The organism is Paenibacillus sp. FSL H7-0716 (genome assembly GCF_038002705.1).
Classification (GTDB): domain Bacteria; phylum Bacillota; class Bacilli; order Paenibacillales; family Paenibacillaceae; genus Paenibacillus_AQ; species Paenibacillus_AQ odorifer.
On the sequence record NZ_JBBODA010000001.1, the window covers coordinates 578,211 to 594,109 of the forward strand.

A 15,899-nucleotide genomic window follows, 5' to 3' on the forward strand; every position below is an offset into this window, starting at 1 on the left:
GATCCTTTTCGAGTTAACACGCTATCAAGTGAACCCTTCATTCAGTCGTGGAACCAAAATCGGTGATTTTAAGCTTTACATCAAAGGTCAATGGCATCCGAATAAATTCCTCGTCCCAATGATCCTTGATCTTTTTCCAAACCTGCGGTTTTTCTATGCTGAACCAATTTCCGAACCCTGCTATATCCACTTTGTAGGTCGAATGCATTTTGTGAATAAGAGCATTGATTTTTTCGGTTAATCTTTCCTCGAATATCTTCTCCAATTCTTTGAAATAGGCAACTTCCGCGGAATGTTCATTATCATCCCAATTCTCAATAAGACGGCCATCAGACTCAATGGCTACATGAATAGAGAACTTCTCGTCAGCAGTCTCCTTTAGCGTAATCTTGCTCTTAACTGATTTAATTTCATAAGTAATCGCTTCGTTCGACTGATTATAGGCCTTAATGCTTCCGCCTTTAATATCCCCTTTGATCCAGGCAATACTCTCCACATCCTGTTGATCAATATTGCCAATCCATTGTCCTGTATCTCCCTTGATAATACCTGCTCCGGAAAATTCCACCTCACCTTGCGCCTCCACAACGTTCTGTAATACAAAGCTTTGCTTGGAGTACATCAGCGCATCCAGATTCGACAATGTTATGCCCTTCATAACTTTACTGGTTCTAAAGTGGTTATGAATCATGTCTGCCAGACGAAAGGAAGGAATCTCCTCCGAGGATGTGTTAAGCGTGTCAGACGCAGGACCTTGGCTTAGAAATATAAGACAGCTAGGGCGGATATCATTATCTCGCAGTAAAAAGTCCATTAGACGTCTGATCTTCACCTGTTGCACCAGTTTCTCGGATATGACAACAACCTTGAGGTGATGGCCTATAATCGGACGGTTCTTACGTATCGAGATTTGGCGAAATATCTCAAGCAGAGAATCCCCTGTCTCAGAAATATTATTATAATGAGTTTTAGGTGTTTCGCCTTCTTTGCCAGAGTTTCCGATTACATTTTCAGGTACAATTTGTACCGTAGCCGTCAATTTATTTTTCTTTAAATAGCTTCCTCCAAGTTCCTCAAATTCCCGTTCGACTCCTTTCGGCTCCCCCTTGTCAAGTGCTAGTCCCGTATAAACACTCAGGTCTTCAATCTCCTTACTGCTCCAGCAGCCAGACTGCGTAAGCAGAATTACGAATACCAACAGTAAGTGTATAACCCGTTGTCTAAACATTCTGCTTGAGTCCTTTCTTCCTAATGATTAATACAATCGACAATAACATTGGCAGCAAAATAAAGATCAACACACCCATATAGCCAATCGTATCACCAAGACTGAAGACATCATTGATGCGTTGAGGGATCATCGTGCAGATGAAGATGATGGGCATTAAAGCGAACATAACCGGATGGATCTTTAGGTGGAACACCTGGGAGATTCCGAGTGAAGCATTAAAGAAAAAGCTGCAAAAATTACAGAACATCTGCATCAGCCAGATAACCAGTAACGGAAATTCAAATCGTTCAAAAAAGAACCCTGAAATTTCAAAGCTCCGTACCAAATCTATCGTCGGCCAGGTGCTTGAGATTACAGAATTAATAGATAAGCCGCCGATAACCATTACAACAGTAACCAAATATAATACAAATGGTATGCATAAACCAACCAACATTCCCTTGACTGCTTGCTGTGGATGCTCCATAAAGGCCGTCATTGTCATCACAACCTCACAACCGGTAAAGATCAGGATGCTTGACTTCATTCCACGGACCACCAGCATCATACCTTCACTCAGAAAAGGACGTAAATGCTGGATATCAAATATTCTGGTACTTAAGATGTAACAAATAATCAGGATAAAAATACTGATCGGAAATACAATCTGAAATACGCGGGCCATGGAATTAATCCCGCCATACACCAAATAAGTGCCCACCCAGATGAACGGCATCACAATCGCCCAGATCGGTGTCCCTTCCAGAAGAAAAAACAACGTTACTTCCGCCAGAACGCGAATTTCGAAACCCGCTATCACAATAAAGTACAGAATCAATATTGTACTCATTATACTGCCTGGAAGATTCCCAACAATTCTTTTAGAATACTGAAAGACAGTCTTTCCTGGAAATTGCTGGCTAAGTTTCACCATAACTAATATCACCAAAGATACGATGATACCTCCCAGCACTACTGAAATCCAGGCATCGGGAGTCTGCACAGCCTTAACAACATTTCTGGGCAAAGTCAAAATTCCCGCACCTAGCATTGAATTGGTCAAGATTATGGAAGCCTGCGAGGTTGTGATCTTGTCATCAGTTCGTTTAAACACTGTGGTCTCCCCTCTGCTCCTGCTAAGAATACATTCTCTAGGACCTGCGCTTTTTCTTCTGGGTCTTCAGCATCTCCGGTCTTCGCTTCATGATCGATAACGGTGCACGAACGAACAAATCTTTCCAGTCACTTAACCGGAAAGGGGAAATAGGGGTGACGTAAGGAACTCCAAAGCTTGAAAGCCGAGTCAGATGACTGCAAATAAGCAGGAAGAAAAGGATGGTTCCGAACATACCCAGGACCGCCGCAAATAACATGCCTGCGAATCGTAAGATCCGGAGAGTAATCCCCGCACTATACATCGGTATGGAAAACGAAGAGATCGCTGTCACAGCTACAACAATTACAAGAAAAGGACTCACAATACCAGCCTGTACCGCGGCATCTCCAATGATCAGACCTCCGACAATCCCCATTGCCGGACCTATGGGCTTCGGCAGCCGGATCCCAGCTTCACGCAAGATTTCAATGGAAATTTCCAGAATCAACACTTCAATTAATGCAGGAAAGGGTACACCTTGGCGTGTTTCGATAATGGAGATCGCCAGTTGTGTAGGAATCAATCCCGGATGAAAAGAGATAAAGGAAATATACAGCGCCGGAGCCAACAGAGCCAGAAATGATGCGCAAAACCGGAGTATCCGCAAAAGTGTACCCGGAATCCAGCGCTCATAATAATCCTCAGGAGACTGCAAAAGCATACTGAACGTCACTGGAACAACGAGTGCAAACGGTGTGCCATCCAGCAAAATAGCGACTCTTCCCTCTAACAAGGAAGCAATTACCCGATCGGGTCTTTCCGTATTCTGTGTCTGCTGAAACGGGCTTAAATAATCATCCTCGATCAACTGTTCCACATAGCCGGATTCCAGAATAAAGTCCATATCAATTTTGGAGATACGTTCCTTCACTTCCTGGAGCAGATCAGGATTTACAATGTTTTTCATATAAGCGATAACCAGGTTCTTCTTGATTTCGCTGCCTACTTCAACCATTTTCATTTCCAGATTCTTATTAAGCCCTTGGCGCCGCAGCATAGAGGTATTCTCACTAAGCACCTCTGTAAAGCCAATCCGAGGCCCACGCAGTAAAGCCTCCGAGGTCGGCTCAGTAATCGAACGCACGGATCCATGCGGAGAACCTACCAGCAACATCTCTCGCATGCCTTCGACAATCAGCGCAGTGTATCCGAATAGGACAAACTCCTGCAGTTGGTCTAAATCTTTGGCTTCACTAAGCTGAGCTAACGGGAGCATATTCTGTTTCAAGTAGTTGTATATTCCTTCTGAAGCCTGCGTTTCGCCGGCAAACATCAGATTCTGCAGCACCTGCTGATTAATCAGTTCTTCGTGCTGCATCCCCTCTACATAGACCAATGCGGCACGTGCCTGAATGCCTTTAACTGAGAATTCACGAAAATGTACATCACTGTTCTCCCCCAATGCCGTTTTTATCGCTGTCAGATCGGCATCATAGTCCTGGGTAAAAGCAGTAGACACAGGAGGCTGCGGATTTACTTCCCGATTGTCATTCTTCTTCAGTTCCGCATCCTGTGATTTGGCCTCTGTTTCCTTGGAGCGTCCGCTTCCAACATAAAAATACAAATGCCTGTAAAGATAAAAAATCCCTACGGGAAAGAGCAGCGTAATCGCCGCCTGCATAAAAATTGTCCAGTCCGGAATATAAGAGACTATTTTAGGCCACATCGCAATCATCCTCTATAGGAATCTGTTAGTACTATTCTCCTTTCACCCTATTCTTATGCAACATTTGAAACTTAAGGAAAGTTTATATATCAGCATTGGTCCGGACATAACAAAACGCCCGCATAAGCGGACGTCTGCAATTTAGAGTATTTTCAATGGGTACTGCTTAAGGTTAATTAGGTTGCTGCCACTGCTTTAAAACTTCAATCAGACCCGGAACATCTAATCCATCCAAGGAAAAAGCTTTACGCAGCAGCTCATGCGGGATGAACTCATCGTATTTTCCGAGATAGGGTGCTTCATCTGGGGATAACAATGATAATGGATCTGTGGCAGCCATACTTTCAGCAATGATCTCTGCTTCCAGCGTTTCTGCATCTGTTTTACCAGCAACGACCATATAATAAGGTTCCATCGGAACGATAGAACGCAGTCCCAGAGGGCTCTTTAGGTTGTTCTTCAAAAGGCGCTCCAACGTACGGAATTGCCGGCTGCCCGCCCAGGGCAGAATGAACATGGAATCTCCACCTGCCGGCATAACGGACCGCACAAGCATTCCGCTTTCCTTCGCTAAACGACGAGCTCGTTCGAGCCGCGCAGCCGCACTCGGAGCTAAATAAGGATACAATGAAGTGGCTCCTAAGATTTCACGGATTTTGGTCATGATGCGTGTATGTACATCCCCACCCGCACCAAGCCACAACGTATCTACTTTGCCGCGTGAAGTTTTCACATAAACGGCTTTATGGCGATTATCTACCTCTTCTACCTTCCAAAGCTTACCTGCCAGAGTAAAACAGTAGCCTGGTGGTGGAACCGTTGTGATCGATCCGATTTCCTCAGTTCCGTTATAGACGACATGCTCTTCATCATCTTTGAAGACCGCGTAGAAGCGGAAGTTATTCACGATCTTCTCTCCCGCCATCCCGATGATCAAGCTGCCTTCGTCCATCTTCTCAATTTGTCCCATGCCTAACATATAGGTCATGAAAATATCATAATCAGTAGGATCTATGGTTTTAAACGAAGGCAAACTCAGAACCGCTTCTTTTAAATCATCCGGTTCGGCCTCGCCCATACTTTTCAAAATGCTCATCGTCTGATGGTACAGCAGTCCAACTGGCAGCTGACGCACGACCAGGGGTTCCACCCATTTCTCGCGCACATATAGCTCAATAACCGCTATCGCTCGAAGCAGTGTCCAAGGCATCCGCGCCGGAAGCTGAGCTTCCTCGTCCTCTTCCTCGGGCGTGACAAAGATCATCTCGGATGCAGCGTCTCCACGCCTGCCCGAGCGGCCTAACCGCTGCACAAAGCTTGCGCAGCTATAGGGAGCGCCGATCTGTAGCACTCGCTCCAGCTCGCCCAGATCAATGCCCAGCTCCAGCGTCAATGTCGCTGCGGCAACAGCCGGTCCGGTGCCTTGCCGCAGCGCGGCTTCCGTCTCTTCACGCAGCATCGCGGAGATGCTGCCATGGTGAACGTGAAACACATCCCGTTCACCACGCTTCGAGGCCGTTCTCCGCATCTCTAGGGTCGCCGTCTCCGCATCTGAGCGGCTGTTGGTGAAGATCAACGCCTTCTTCAGATGCGTATGATCATAAATGAAATCGTAATAAGACTGCTTCGCACGTTCTAAATGCTCCGCCTGCACCTCATCCCGCGCATCCGGGAAAGAGAAATGCTCCACACTTAAACGGAGCTTACGCCCGCCTTGTGGAGCGGACACTTCAACGCTCTCCCGCGTGCCCGCCGCCAGCCACTCTGTGACAGAAGCGTAGTCACTCAGCGTAGCTGATAGTCCGATTCTGCGAGGATAGCATCCCGCCATACGTGAGATTCTCGCCAGCTGGCTTAACACCTGAATCCCCCGGTCAGCTCCCATAAAGGCATGCACCTCGTCAATGACAATAAAACGCAGATCATGGAACAACGCTGGAATAGCATTCGGGCGGTTCATCAACAATCCTTCAAGCGATTCAGGGGTGATTTGCAGCACGCCTGAAGGATTCTGCACCAGTTTTGTTTTATCGGATTGTGGTACATCTCCATGCCAGTGCCACACCGGAATGTTGCCTTCACGAAGCAAATCATTCAAACGTGTAAATTGATCGTTGATCAAAGCTTTCAGAGGGGCGATATACAAAATGCCAACCGAACCGGAAGGACGTTCATACAGTTCAGTAAGCGCAGGGAAAAAAGCTGCCTCTGTCTTACCTGAAGCGGTACCTGAGGCAATCAGCAGATGATGCGGGGTGTCAAAAAGCACCCGGCAGGCATCCACCTGTGCCTCACGCAAAGTCTCCCAGCGGTTCTTATAAATAAACTCTTTAATGAAGGGTGCCAGCCTATAGAACGGATTATCACTCATAATTCAAACTCCGCCAGGAACCCATCCAGTTCATTTTGCTCAGTCTCAGCTGGCTTAGCCGTTTTTTCGCCCACTAGCTGTTCAAAAGTAATCTCCGGATGCTGGTGGAGTGTATGCAGCAGATCCATGAAATCACGAACTACCTCCCGTGGAGTCAAGAGTTCTTCAGCCCCTAATCTTCCAACCGCTTCCTCCATAAAATGAACCAATTGTTCCTGTGATAAACGGGCTTCATAACCATAATGTAGGGCGTGAATCTCTTTAAGCTTTTGCAGCAGTACCAGAATTTCCTCGTGTGATAACATGTCCAGTGCAATGATAGGTCCAGTATAATTATTCAGACCCGCCGCCCCGTACCGGCCAGCAACCAATCTCGATCGCAGTGCCTCATAACTAAATAATCCACGCCGTCCATCTTCCACAAATTGCGGAGTTCCCCCTATAAAAATCCCAAGGTTCTCTGCCTTCCCCTGCATCGTATCATTGAACATGGTAAGCAGCTTTTCATAGTTGCTCTGGCGGGAAATACTGTTCGTAATTTTATAAAGATTGACACCTTCATCAATAAACAGCAGCAGACCTTTATAGCCAATAGCCGCGGTAAATTCCGCCCAAAGCTTCATATAGTCATACCAATTATCATCATCAATAATCACGCCAACTCCAAGCGCTTTGCGGGCTTCTGTCCGAGTTGCAAATTCTCCACGCAACCAGCGAAGCGAATCCTGTTTCTGGTCATCATCGGCCAGCTTGTGTGCATTCCAATAAGAGGCGAGTACTTTAGCAAAATCAAAACCATGTACCAAACCACGCATTTCAGAGGCTACAGCGTAAATTCGCTTCTCTACTTCTTCACCAAGCTGAGGGTGATCAGGCCCATATTCCTTCTCCTGCATCACGGACTGCTGTAGCGTAATAATCCATTTCTGCAGGATGATCTCCAACGCTCCACCATCTGGACGTGTGCGGGTCGATAAATGGCTCATTAGCTCCCGGTAAGTCGCTAGACCTTGTCCTTTAGTTCCTACTAACCTACGCTCAGGGGACAGGTCAGCATCTGCTACTACAAAATCACGATCCATCGCGTAATTACGGATCATCTGAAGCAGAAAGCTTTTGCCGCTGCCGAATTTGCCTGTAATCAGCTTAAAAGCTGCCCCACCCTCTGCAATGTTCTCCATATCTCTTAATATGGCTTCAATCTCCGGCCGGCGGCCAACGGCTATATGCTCTAGTCCAATACGCGGAACAACACCAGCCGTCAACGAATTGACTAGCGCAGTTGTCATTCGTTTAGGTATTTTTAATTCACTCATCCAAAGTTCACCTCATTAAATATTGCGCAGCATAGAGATATATTCCTCAACAATGTCTTCCCCCTCAATGATCAGATCACCAAGAATGTCCATTGCGATTTCATTAATCTCATCAATTAAAAGCTCTGACATCGTGCCATTAGCAGCAGCCAGCTTCAGTAAAGCATGACTTCCATCTTCATCCAAAAGAGCAAGCAGTACTTCCTGTTGTAGTGGACTTAAAGCATTGGCAAACTGTTCTGCCTCCGACCCTATGCTAACCGCTTGAGCTTCTTCAATCACCTCTACAGGCAACATTTCTTCCATACTATCTTGTATTGGATCGATTTCATCGATAGTTGCTTCGAGCTCGCTAGCCTCGTAGTCTTCCTGCTCGTCCATATTCTCAACCGTAAGCATCGTCCGTACAATTTCAGAATCACTTTGCAGGCGTTCTAGCTTCTCCGGATCTATGACAACTGCGGGTCCCTTGTCTTCCTGCATCTCTTTAAGGTACTCACGCTTTAAAAAACGAGTGATCAAATCGTCCATATCGGCATCTACATTAATACCTTTAAGTCGTCCGCGGTAACCCATCAGTTCCCGGAGTTTATTCTCAGTCAGACGAAATAGCCTAGTAATCAGACTGCGAAGTGGTGGAGATTTACTAATACGTACAACCGGTATAAGAACAGAATAGCCATATAATGAAATATCATATACGGCACTTCGGAATAAATAACGCTCCCGCATCACCGCTGGTCCAGGCGGAAACATTTCCACTAGATTGGAGCCGTGTTTCCGGGTGACATAAGCATTGATTAACGCCACGACCTGCGGAATGTATTGTTCAAGAGCTTCTTTGCCTTCTCCGATGTAGAACTTGGATTTACTAATATCATAGTCCGACATTGCCGTTAATACTGCGAAGGTTAGCTGCTCAGGAGCAGCCGTCAGTCCTCTCATTAATTCAAGCTCCGCCAGATCCCCAGCAAGACCACGTGAACGAGCCACAATGATAGAAAGCGGGACATCCAAATGATGTACAAAAGAGAAGTCCGCGATCCAGCCGCCAAGATATTGATCCAAACGTTTATAACTTTCCCGGTAAGCTTCCCAGATCAGATTTAGCTGCCTATAGCCATCATTAGGGTCAGTCCACCCCACGCCATTAATAAGCTCATATACATGCAGAAAAATATAAGAAAGATCTGTTTTCAGATATCTGCCTTGTCTAACTTCATTCCGCCAATAAAAATACCATCTGCTCTGCGTGCCTGTCATATGTCCATATGTAGGCCAGTAACTTTTAAAAGGAACAAAAAGCGCTGAATCCTCAGTTTTTTCAACTAATTCCTTCGCTCTAGTTACGAACTGCCCTTCGGTGGTAGTCACAGGCTCCGGTGTTTCCATCTCTGTATCCCAAAGCTGCAGCTGTAATGAAGGTTCAGGGGTTGAATTTGTTTTGCCATTATGCTTAGAAGATGACTTAGGCAGCGCAGGTTCAGGGGAATTTCGCGGTGGAATCGGTACATTTTGTTCAATACTTTCCCAGACTAATTCTGTGAAATGCGGTTGCTTCCTATCATTACTCATGTGCGATCGCTCCGCCCTTATAAATAAGGATTAATGTAAAAAAACGGTCCTGTTCACAACTGTGAAGGAACCGTTTTGTTCTTACGTGAATAGTGGTCATCCATACAGGACGACAACATCGTTTCTTCTTGATATTTTAGCATTGTTGATAGATTAACATCAAGTATGTAATGCAGAATCACACTTTAGAGAAGCTCGGTTCCCTTTGTTTCTTTGCCAAGGAACAATACCGCTAATGCACCGATAATAATCGTTACAAAAAAGAGCATAAAGATCGAGCCAATCGCCATAGATTTACCTACTAGAACCCCTACCAGCAAAGGTGCGATAATGCCCCCAATCCGGCCAAAGGAAGTTGCTAAACCAGCGCCTGTGGAACGAATAGCCGTTGGGTACAGCTCTGGCGTATAAGCATACATGCCACCCCAAGCGCCAAGATTGAAGAAGGATAAACAAATTCCTGCAGCCATCAGCATTCCTTCAGTAGTCGCATTTCCGAACCATGCAGCGCTAACCGCAGTGAATAGCATATAGATGACTAGGACAAATTTACGTCCGAACTTTTCTATAAAGTAAGCGGCAGTAAAATATCCAGGCAGCTGAGCGAGCGTCATAATAAGCACATATTCGAAGCTTTTGACCAAGCTGAAGCCTTTAAGTACCATAACTGTAGGCAGCCATAGAAACATGCCATAATACGAGAACACCACCGTAAACCATAAAATCCACAACATAATTGTAGAACGGCGATATTCTGGCGACCATACGGTAGCGATTCGTTTCTTCAAGGAAACGGGTGCCTTTTTAATCTCAGCAAATTTCGGTGAATCATCAATCGCCCGTCTAAGATATAAAGCGTAGAGTGCAGGTACAGCCCCAATTCCGAAAGCGATACGCCAGCCATAATCAGGGATAATGAAGAACGCGATTAATGCAGATGCAATCCAACCGACTGCCCAAAAGCTCTCCAAAAGCACTACCGCACGGCCTCTCTCCTGGGCAGGCATGCTCTCTGAGACCAAGGTAGAAGCGACAGGCAGCTCACCGCCAAGGCCAAACCCAGCGATAAAACGAAGCACACAGAGGATCGCAAAGCCTGTTGCAAATGCAGATAATCCGCTTGCCGCCGAGAAAATAAGGAGAGTCCACAGCAATACCGGTTTACGGCCAAAGCGGTCTGCTAATATCCCTGCCGCGGCAGCACCTACTGCCATACCGACGGAATTAATACTAGTCAATATACCGATCTGCTCCGGTCCCAGATTCCAATCCTTAGCTAAAGCTGCTACAACAAAAGAAATCATTCCGACGTCCATCGCATCGAACATCCAGCTCAAGCCAGCGCTGAAGAGTAATTTCCTTTGTTTCGGATTCCGCAGCAGTGTCATTTGATTCACTTCGAAGCCCCCTTATTTCAACCTGTTAACCAATAAACTTACTTTTGATTGTTTCACTTATACATTTTAAAATTGAAGTGCTCAAAAATCAAGAAATAAAGCAGCATTAAAGTATTGCCTAGCCAGCGATTGAAAATAACAGGTCTGCACAGAAATTGTGGCGATAAGCAGCATATTACGAACGGATTCTCTCTGCGCTCTCGACAAATGTGTCAGCCGGTTAATTACACGATCTATAGAGCTTTTTAACGAGGTATCTTCTTTCCAAGAGAACTCCTTGTGCAACACTTGATCTACTTTACATTGCGTCTGAATCGATGGATTGCTTTTGATCTCCTCAAAAAGCCCCGCATATGCGTAATACAGCTTGGCCGGTTCAATTAGATCATCATCATCGCGATCCGGCTTTAGGAACATTAGCTGGAACAATTGGCGGATACTTTCAAAGTTAAGGGCTGATTTGAGATCATCGATAATAAACAAAAGCGCCGCCTGATTAACCGAATATTTCTTTCCTTCTTTAGGCGAACCGAGATATTCCTTGAAGTCGCGTTTGACCCAATTTTGCATAGCAGTGACGGTCAATGTGGAATACTCTATAAGATGGCCCAATGAAGCAATTTCACCAAGTGAAAAGCCTTTTACATGGCCGCCTTTAATGATCTTTTGTAATATGGGTGGAACATTGGTTGATAAAAAAGCGGGTAACGAAGTCCCCTTTTGTAATTCTTCACGGTGAAACTTTGCCCATGCCTCTTGGAGGATATTCAGCGGTTTCCGGTCTGACAATCCGGTCAATGAGAGCAGTAGACTGGACATCTCCACACGAGTCAATGCAAATGATTCCATATCTGTTTCCCTCCACCATTTGATATTTTATTGAAAAGTTCGTAGAATAGTTCATAAGAACTCATAATAATGAGTATAACCTATTTTAGGAACGAAAGGGATGGTAAAGATTATATGGGTATAGGACTTAGTTTGACGTTGGTGGTTATTTTGATTATTTTAACCGCTTTTTTTGTAGCAACAGAATTTGCATTGGTGAGACTTAGAGGTAGCCAGATCAGTCAAATGGTGCTTGACGGAAAGAAGAATGCCTTAGCAGTACAGAAGGTATCCGCTAATCTCGATGGCTATTTATCCGCTTGTCAGCTCGGGATTACTATCACTGCGCTGGGTATTGGTGCACTGGCAGAGCCTGCATTCGAACAGTTATTGCTTCCTATTTTCGACTGGGCCAATATCAGTTCTAGTGTGAGTCACCCTCTTGCGTTTTTACTCGCATTCATCATTGCAACATTCTTGCACGTCGTTGTCGGAGAACTTGCTCCGAAGACGGCAGCTATAAACATTCCGGAAAAAATCGGTCAAATTACTTCACCGCTGATTATTTGGTTCTACAGAATTTTGTACCCTCTCATTTGGTTCATGAACGGTTCCGCTAATATGCTTGTTCGTCTTTTTGGGATGAAACCAGCTAGTGAGCATGGAGACGCGCATAGTGAAGATGAGATTCGTTTGATCCTGTCCGAGAGTTACGAAAGCGGGAAAATCAATAAAGCCGAATATGGGTATGTTAACCGAATCTTTACTTTTGATGAGATGCTCGCCAAAGAAATCATGGTTCCGCGAACCGATATGGTATGTCTTTTTACCAATCATTCGTTGAAAGAAAATTTCGAAATTATCCGCAAGGAGCAATATACTCGTTTCCCTGTGGCCCAAGGCAGCAAGGACAATATTATCGGAATGATCAACACGAAACAGCTCTATTTGCAGTATGATAACAATCCTGATTTTGATTTCCATAGCCTAATTCAACCCGTACTGACAGTATCTGAAGTTACACCGGTCAAGAATCTTCTAACTCGTATGCAGTTGGAACGTGTGCATATTGCCTTGCTGCTTGATGAATATGGTGGAACATCCGGTCTCATCACGATTGAAGATATTTTGGAAGAAATCGTTGGTGAAATCCGTGACGAGTTTGACGGTGATGAACGCAGAGAAGTCGAAAAAATAAGCGATACTAACTATCTGTTCGATGGTAAGGTATCTCTGTTAGAGGTCAAGGATCTTACAGGGCTTGATTTCGAAGATGAAGAAGTGACCACTGTTGGTGGTTGGGTATACAGTCATATTACCGATCCAGCCATTGGCAAAAGTATTGTTCGTGACCATGTAACATTGACCATCCGCGAGATGAACAGATACCGTGTCCGCAAGGTTGAAGTTGTTATCGAACAATCAAGCAACACTGAATCATCATAAATTACGAAATCATAACCTTTATTCATAAAAAAAAGGATAGGGTCATCAGATTAAATCTGATCCTCTATCCTTTTTTCTTTTGGGAAAATTTTGCTCATATAATATTCGTCCACCCACTCACCATCGATAGTAAGAGATTTCCGCTTCGTTCCTTCGATTTCAAACCCGTTCTTGATATATAGCGCCAAAGCAGCTTGATTATGGGTCATGACGGATAACTCAAGACGAACAATCCCATTGTTCATAGCCCAGATGTCCATCTCACGGAACAGGCCAGCTCCAATCCCATTCCCCTGATATTGTTTCTGAATCCCAATCACTATGTACGCGCTATGTCTATTGCGTCTGACACTTCCACCTCTAACAGACAAGTAACCTGCCAAATGATCGTCAACCTCTGCCCCTATAAGAATTGAAGTTTCTGCTGCCAGAAAGCTTTCAAGTATTTCTTTGACCTGACAAAGACTTGCTTGTCTTTCGTCCGGTTCCAATAACATAAATTTGGACTCTTGGTCTAACTGATGCTGAAGTCTAAGCAATTCTCCTGCATCGTCCGGCACCAGTTCTCTAAGAGTAACCATCATATCATCACTTCCAATCGTAAATAACTATAAATACTTCTTGAACAACTTGCTGGAGCTGCCATCATAACCTAGATGCTCGTAGAAGCGATGTGCTTCTTCTCTCTTTGCTGCACTTGATAGCATAATCTTAAGGGCTCCCTTGGAGATTGCTACATTCTCGGCATGTCTCATTAGCATTGCGCCATACCCTTTTCCTCGTACTTTTTCAGCCACAATAACTCTTTCTATGACAGCAAAGGGCTTATCGTCACATAAGGCATCCATACAAAAATGAAGATGTAACGACCCGACAATTGCTTCTTGTTCTTCGTACACATATAGAAAACTCTCCGGATGTTCTGCTATCTGCTTCAGCCGCTCAGGAGATACATGAACAGCTGGGTGCTCAGGCAGCAAAATCCGATAAAGTTCTTCAATGAAGCTAGCGTCTTCGGGCACAGCTTCTCTTATCATTTGTCTACTCCCTTCTATATAACGCTTAACAACGACAGACCATGATCACATTTCCATCGGGATCTTTAAAATTAAACCAATGATCATGCTCAATATCCGTGAGAATCTCTCCTCCGTTGGCCTTTACATAATCATAAGCAGCATCAATATCCTCGGTGTTAAGATGAAACGAAGGGATGTTTAGAACAGATTCAGCGGTGTAAATCTTACTGTCTAAAACGATGCCCGGTCCCTGCATAGGGACTACATATAAATGACCGAATAATACCTCTCCATCCAATGGTAGTCCAAGCAATTGGCAATACCATTGTTTTGATTTCTCAATATCCCTTACCGGAATAAAAACAGCACCAATCTGATTCAGAATCGGACTTATCATCATTAAGAAAGCCTCCTCTTTAAAGTTGACGGATAGGGTGTTATTGTAGAATAATTCGATAAAATATGTCAATTACCTCCCTCCATTTAGGGAAGGGCTGGTAAGTTGTGTTATAATTCTGTGAGCATTACTCCAATATCACGTACGTCAGGAGAATTACATTGGCTAACCTGAACTTCGGTGGTTTTAAAATGACCCCGCCCAAAGTTTTATCACTAGGATTCTTAATCCTTATCACTGCTGGGACTTTTCTGCTTAGTCTCCCGGTCTCCTCAACATCCGGACAAATATCCTTTATTGATGCCTTGTTTATGGCGACTTCAGCCACATGTGTTACAGGCCTTGCGGTCATTGATACGGGAACTCAGCTAACTACCTTCGGACAAGTTGTTCTGCTTATTTTATTTCAAATCGGAGGATTAGGCTTCGTAACGATGGCTACTTTGATTACATTGGTCCTTAATAAACGGATATCCTTGAAAGAGCGAATCCTTTTGCAAGAATCCATGAACCAAAATTCGATGCAGGGAATTGTACTCTTAATCCGTAGAGTCCTGATCTATTCTCTTGTGATTCAGCTGTCGGGTGCCGTGTTGTTTGCTGGAAGGTTTATGATGGATATGCCCTTTGGGAAAGCAGCATATTATGGGATTTTCCATAGTATATCTATCTTTAATAATGCAGGCTTTGACCTCTTCGGTGATATTCATGGACCCTTTAGCGGACTTACTCGTTTTGTAAATGATCCGATTGTTAACTTAACCTCAATGAGTCTCATATTTCTTGGAGGGATTGGTTTTATCGTACTGTCTGATCTTATGGACTTTCCTAAACGCAGAAGACTCACTCTTCATTCAAAGGTTGTTCTTTGGACTTCTCTTATATTGATTGTTATTGGTGCGGGGCTGTTTTTCTTGCTGGAGTATAATTCTACGCTGAAGCCCTTGAGTGCTGGCGGAAAGTTTTGGGCGACCTTTTTACAAGCGGTAACTCCGCGATCTGGTGGTGTCACCACCATTGAAGTTCCACTTTTACGGCAATCCACACAATTTCTGATGATTCTATTGATGTTTATCGGAGCTGCACCTGGGTCGACGGGTGGAGGAATTAAGATCACAACATTCGCCGTACTGGTTACTGCGGTAGCTGCACGATTACGGGGGAAAGAAGATATTGTAATGTTCCGCCACCGGATCGCTAAAGAAAATGTATATAGAGCCCTTACTATCACATTAATGTCTCTTATGCTGCTTGTCATCGCTACGATGTTATTATCCTTGACCGAGAGTGCTGAATTTCTAACAGTCCTTTTTGAAGCTGTATCTGCTTTTGGAACCTCAGGCTTATCTATGGGCCTTACTCCGGAACTAACTACGGCAGGAAAGGTTCTAGTGATTATCCTGATGTTTATGGGCCGGACCGGACCACTTACACTTGCTTATGCTTTGAAGCCAAAAGGTAGTAAAGAACTGTATCGCTACCCAGAAGGTAAGATAACGATTGGATAATCATGATATG

The 15,899-nt window shown here is 44.5% G+C and carries 13 protein-coding genes; 2 read left to right on the forward strand and 11 right to left on the reverse strand.

Annotation, left to right across the window (positions count from 1 at the left end; all coding sequences use genetic code 11):
* Positions 1 to 37 precede the first annotated feature (37 nt).
* The 8 genes from MHH60_RS02565 to MHH60_RS02600 form a co-directional block, all read right to left on the reverse strand.
* A complete protein-coding gene (locus MHH60_RS02565) occupies positions 38 to 1,228 on the reverse strand; it encodes a Ger(x)C family spore germination protein (protein ID WP_076132983.1) in 1,191 nt (396 codons plus the stop codon).
* Positions 1,221 to 2,324 carry a GerAB/ArcD/ProY family transporter gene (locus tag MHH60_RS02570; protein ID WP_076132981.1) on the reverse strand — a complete coding sequence of 368 codons (1,104 nt, stop codon included), beginning with the start codon at positions 2,322 to 2,324 and terminating at the stop codon, positions 1,221 to 1,223. The genes MHH60_RS02565 and MHH60_RS02570 overlap by 8 nt, the downstream gene beginning before the upstream one ends.
* Positions 2,325 to 2,361: 37 nt before the next feature.
* Complete coding sequence (locus tag MHH60_RS02575) at positions 2,362 to 4,032, reverse strand: spore germination protein (RefSeq protein ID WP_076133420.1); 1,671 nt, start codon at positions 4,030 to 4,032, stop codon at positions 2,362 to 2,364.
* 172 nt (positions 4,033 to 4,204) lie between these two features.
* Positions 4,205 to 6,403, reverse strand: coding sequence for a DEAD/DEAH box helicase (locus tag MHH60_RS02580; RefSeq protein WP_076132980.1), 2,199 nt, complete (start codon positions 6,401 to 6,403; stop codon positions 4,205 to 4,207).
* Positions 6,400 to 7,719, reverse strand: a complete 1,320-nt coding sequence (locus tag MHH60_RS02585; RefSeq protein WP_076126647.1) for an ATP-binding protein — start codon at positions 7,717 to 7,719, stop codon at positions 6,400 to 6,402. The genes MHH60_RS02580 and MHH60_RS02585 overlap by 4 nt, the downstream gene beginning before the upstream one ends.
* Positions 7,720 to 7,734: 15 nt before the next feature.
* Positions 7,735 to 9,294, reverse strand: coding sequence for a TerB N-terminal domain-containing protein (locus tag MHH60_RS02590; RefSeq protein ID WP_076132978.1), 1,560 nt, complete (start codon positions 9,292 to 9,294; stop codon positions 7,735 to 7,737).
* 185 nt (positions 9,295 to 9,479) lie between these two features.
* The gene (locus MHH60_RS02595; RefSeq protein ID WP_036677382.1) at positions 9,480 to 10,682 is read right to left on the reverse strand and encodes an MFS transporter; all 1,203 of its coding nucleotides are present in this window, start codon (positions 10,680 to 10,682) and stop codon (positions 9,480 to 9,482) included.
* 90 nt (positions 10,683 to 10,772) lie between these two features.
* Positions 10,773 to 11,540 (reverse strand): DUF1836 domain-containing protein, encoded by a 768-nt coding sequence (locus MHH60_RS02600; protein ID WP_036676915.1) that lies wholly within the window; start codon positions 11,538 to 11,540, stop codon positions 10,773 to 10,775.
* A 114-nt stretch (positions 11,541 to 11,654) separates the two neighbouring features.
* On the opposite strand from MHH60_RS02600, the gene MHH60_RS02605 reads away from it, so the two are divergent.
* Entirely contained in the window at positions 11,655 to 12,965 is a 1,311-nt protein-coding gene (locus tag MHH60_RS02605) for a hemolysin family protein (RefSeq protein ID WP_036676912.1), read from the forward strand.
* Between the two features lie 50 nt (positions 12,966 to 13,015).
* On the opposite strand, the gene MHH60_RS02610 is transcribed toward MHH60_RS02605, so the two are convergent.
* From MHH60_RS02610 to MHH60_RS02620, 3 genes are read right to left on the reverse strand one after another with little or no spacing between them, the layout of a single operon-like run.
* Positions 13,016 to 13,549: a GNAT family N-acetyltransferase gene (locus tag MHH60_RS02610; RefSeq protein WP_081388821.1), complete on the reverse strand. Its 534-nt coding sequence runs from the start codon at positions 13,547 to 13,549 to the stop codon at positions 13,016 to 13,018.
* Positions 13,550 to 13,573: 24 nt separating this feature from the next.
* Positions 13,574 to 14,002: a GNAT family N-acetyltransferase gene (locus tag MHH60_RS02615; RefSeq protein WP_076132977.1), complete on the reverse strand. Its 429-nt coding sequence runs from the start codon at positions 14,000 to 14,002 to the stop codon at positions 13,574 to 13,576.
* A 25-nt stretch (positions 14,003 to 14,027) separates the two neighbouring features.
* Positions 14,028 to 14,381: a VOC family protein gene (locus MHH60_RS02620; RefSeq protein ID WP_076133416.1), complete on the reverse strand. Its 354-nt coding sequence runs from the start codon at positions 14,379 to 14,381 to the stop codon at positions 14,028 to 14,030.
* Positions 14,382 to 14,572: 191 nt separating this feature from the next.
* Between MHH60_RS02620 and MHH60_RS02625 the strand changes: the two genes are divergently transcribed.
* Positions 14,573 to 15,889 (forward strand): TrkH family potassium uptake protein, encoded by a 1,317-nt coding sequence (locus tag MHH60_RS02625; protein ID WP_076133414.1) that lies wholly within the window; start codon positions 14,573 to 14,575, stop codon positions 15,887 to 15,889.
* Positions 15,890 to 15,899: the final 10 nt, after the last annotated feature.

Coding starts and splice junctions, on each gene's coding strand:
- MHH60_RS02610 (WP_081388821.1), bottom strand. CDS start 13,549: ATGATGGTTACTCTTAGAGAACTGGTGCCGGACGATGCAGGAGAATTG.
- MHH60_RS02575 (WP_076133420.1), bottom strand. CDS start 4,032: ATGTGGCCTAAAATAGTCTCTTATATTCCGGACTGGACAATTTTTATG.
- MHH60_RS02625 (WP_076133414.1), top strand. CDS start 14,573: ATGACCCCGCCCAAAGTTTTATCACTAGGATTCTTAATCCTTATCACT.
- MHH60_RS02565 (WP_076132983.1), bottom strand. CDS start 1,228: ATGTTTAGACAACGGGTTATACACTTACTGTTGGTATTCGTAATTCTG.
- MHH60_RS02585 (WP_076126647.1), bottom strand. CDS start 7,719: ATGAGTGAATTAAAAATACCTAAACGAATGACAACTGCGCTAGTCAAT.
- MHH60_RS02620 (WP_076133416.1), bottom strand. CDS start 14,381: ATGATAAGTCCGATTCTGAATCAGATTGGTGCTGTTTTTATTCCGGTA.
- MHH60_RS02590 (WP_076132978.1), bottom strand. CDS start 9,294: ATGAGTAATGATAGGAAGCAACCGCATTTCACAGAATTAGTCTGGGAA.
- MHH60_RS02615 (WP_076132977.1), bottom strand. CDS start 14,002: ATGATAAGAGAAGCTGTGCCCGAAGACGCTAGCTTCATTGAAGAACTT.
- MHH60_RS02595 (WP_036677382.1), bottom strand. CDS start 10,682: ATGACACTGCTGCGGAATCCGAAACAAAGGAAATTACTCTTCAGCGCT.
- MHH60_RS02580 (WP_076132980.1), bottom strand. CDS start 6,403: ATGAGTGATAATCCGTTCTATAGGCTGGCACCCTTCATTAAAGAGTTT.
- MHH60_RS02600 (WP_036676915.1), bottom strand. CDS start 11,540: ATGGAATCATTTGCATTGACTCGTGTGGAGATGTCCAGTCTACTGCTC.
- MHH60_RS02605 (WP_036676912.1), top strand. CDS start 11,655: ATGGGTATAGGACTTAGTTTGACGTTGGTGGTTATTTTGATTATTTTA.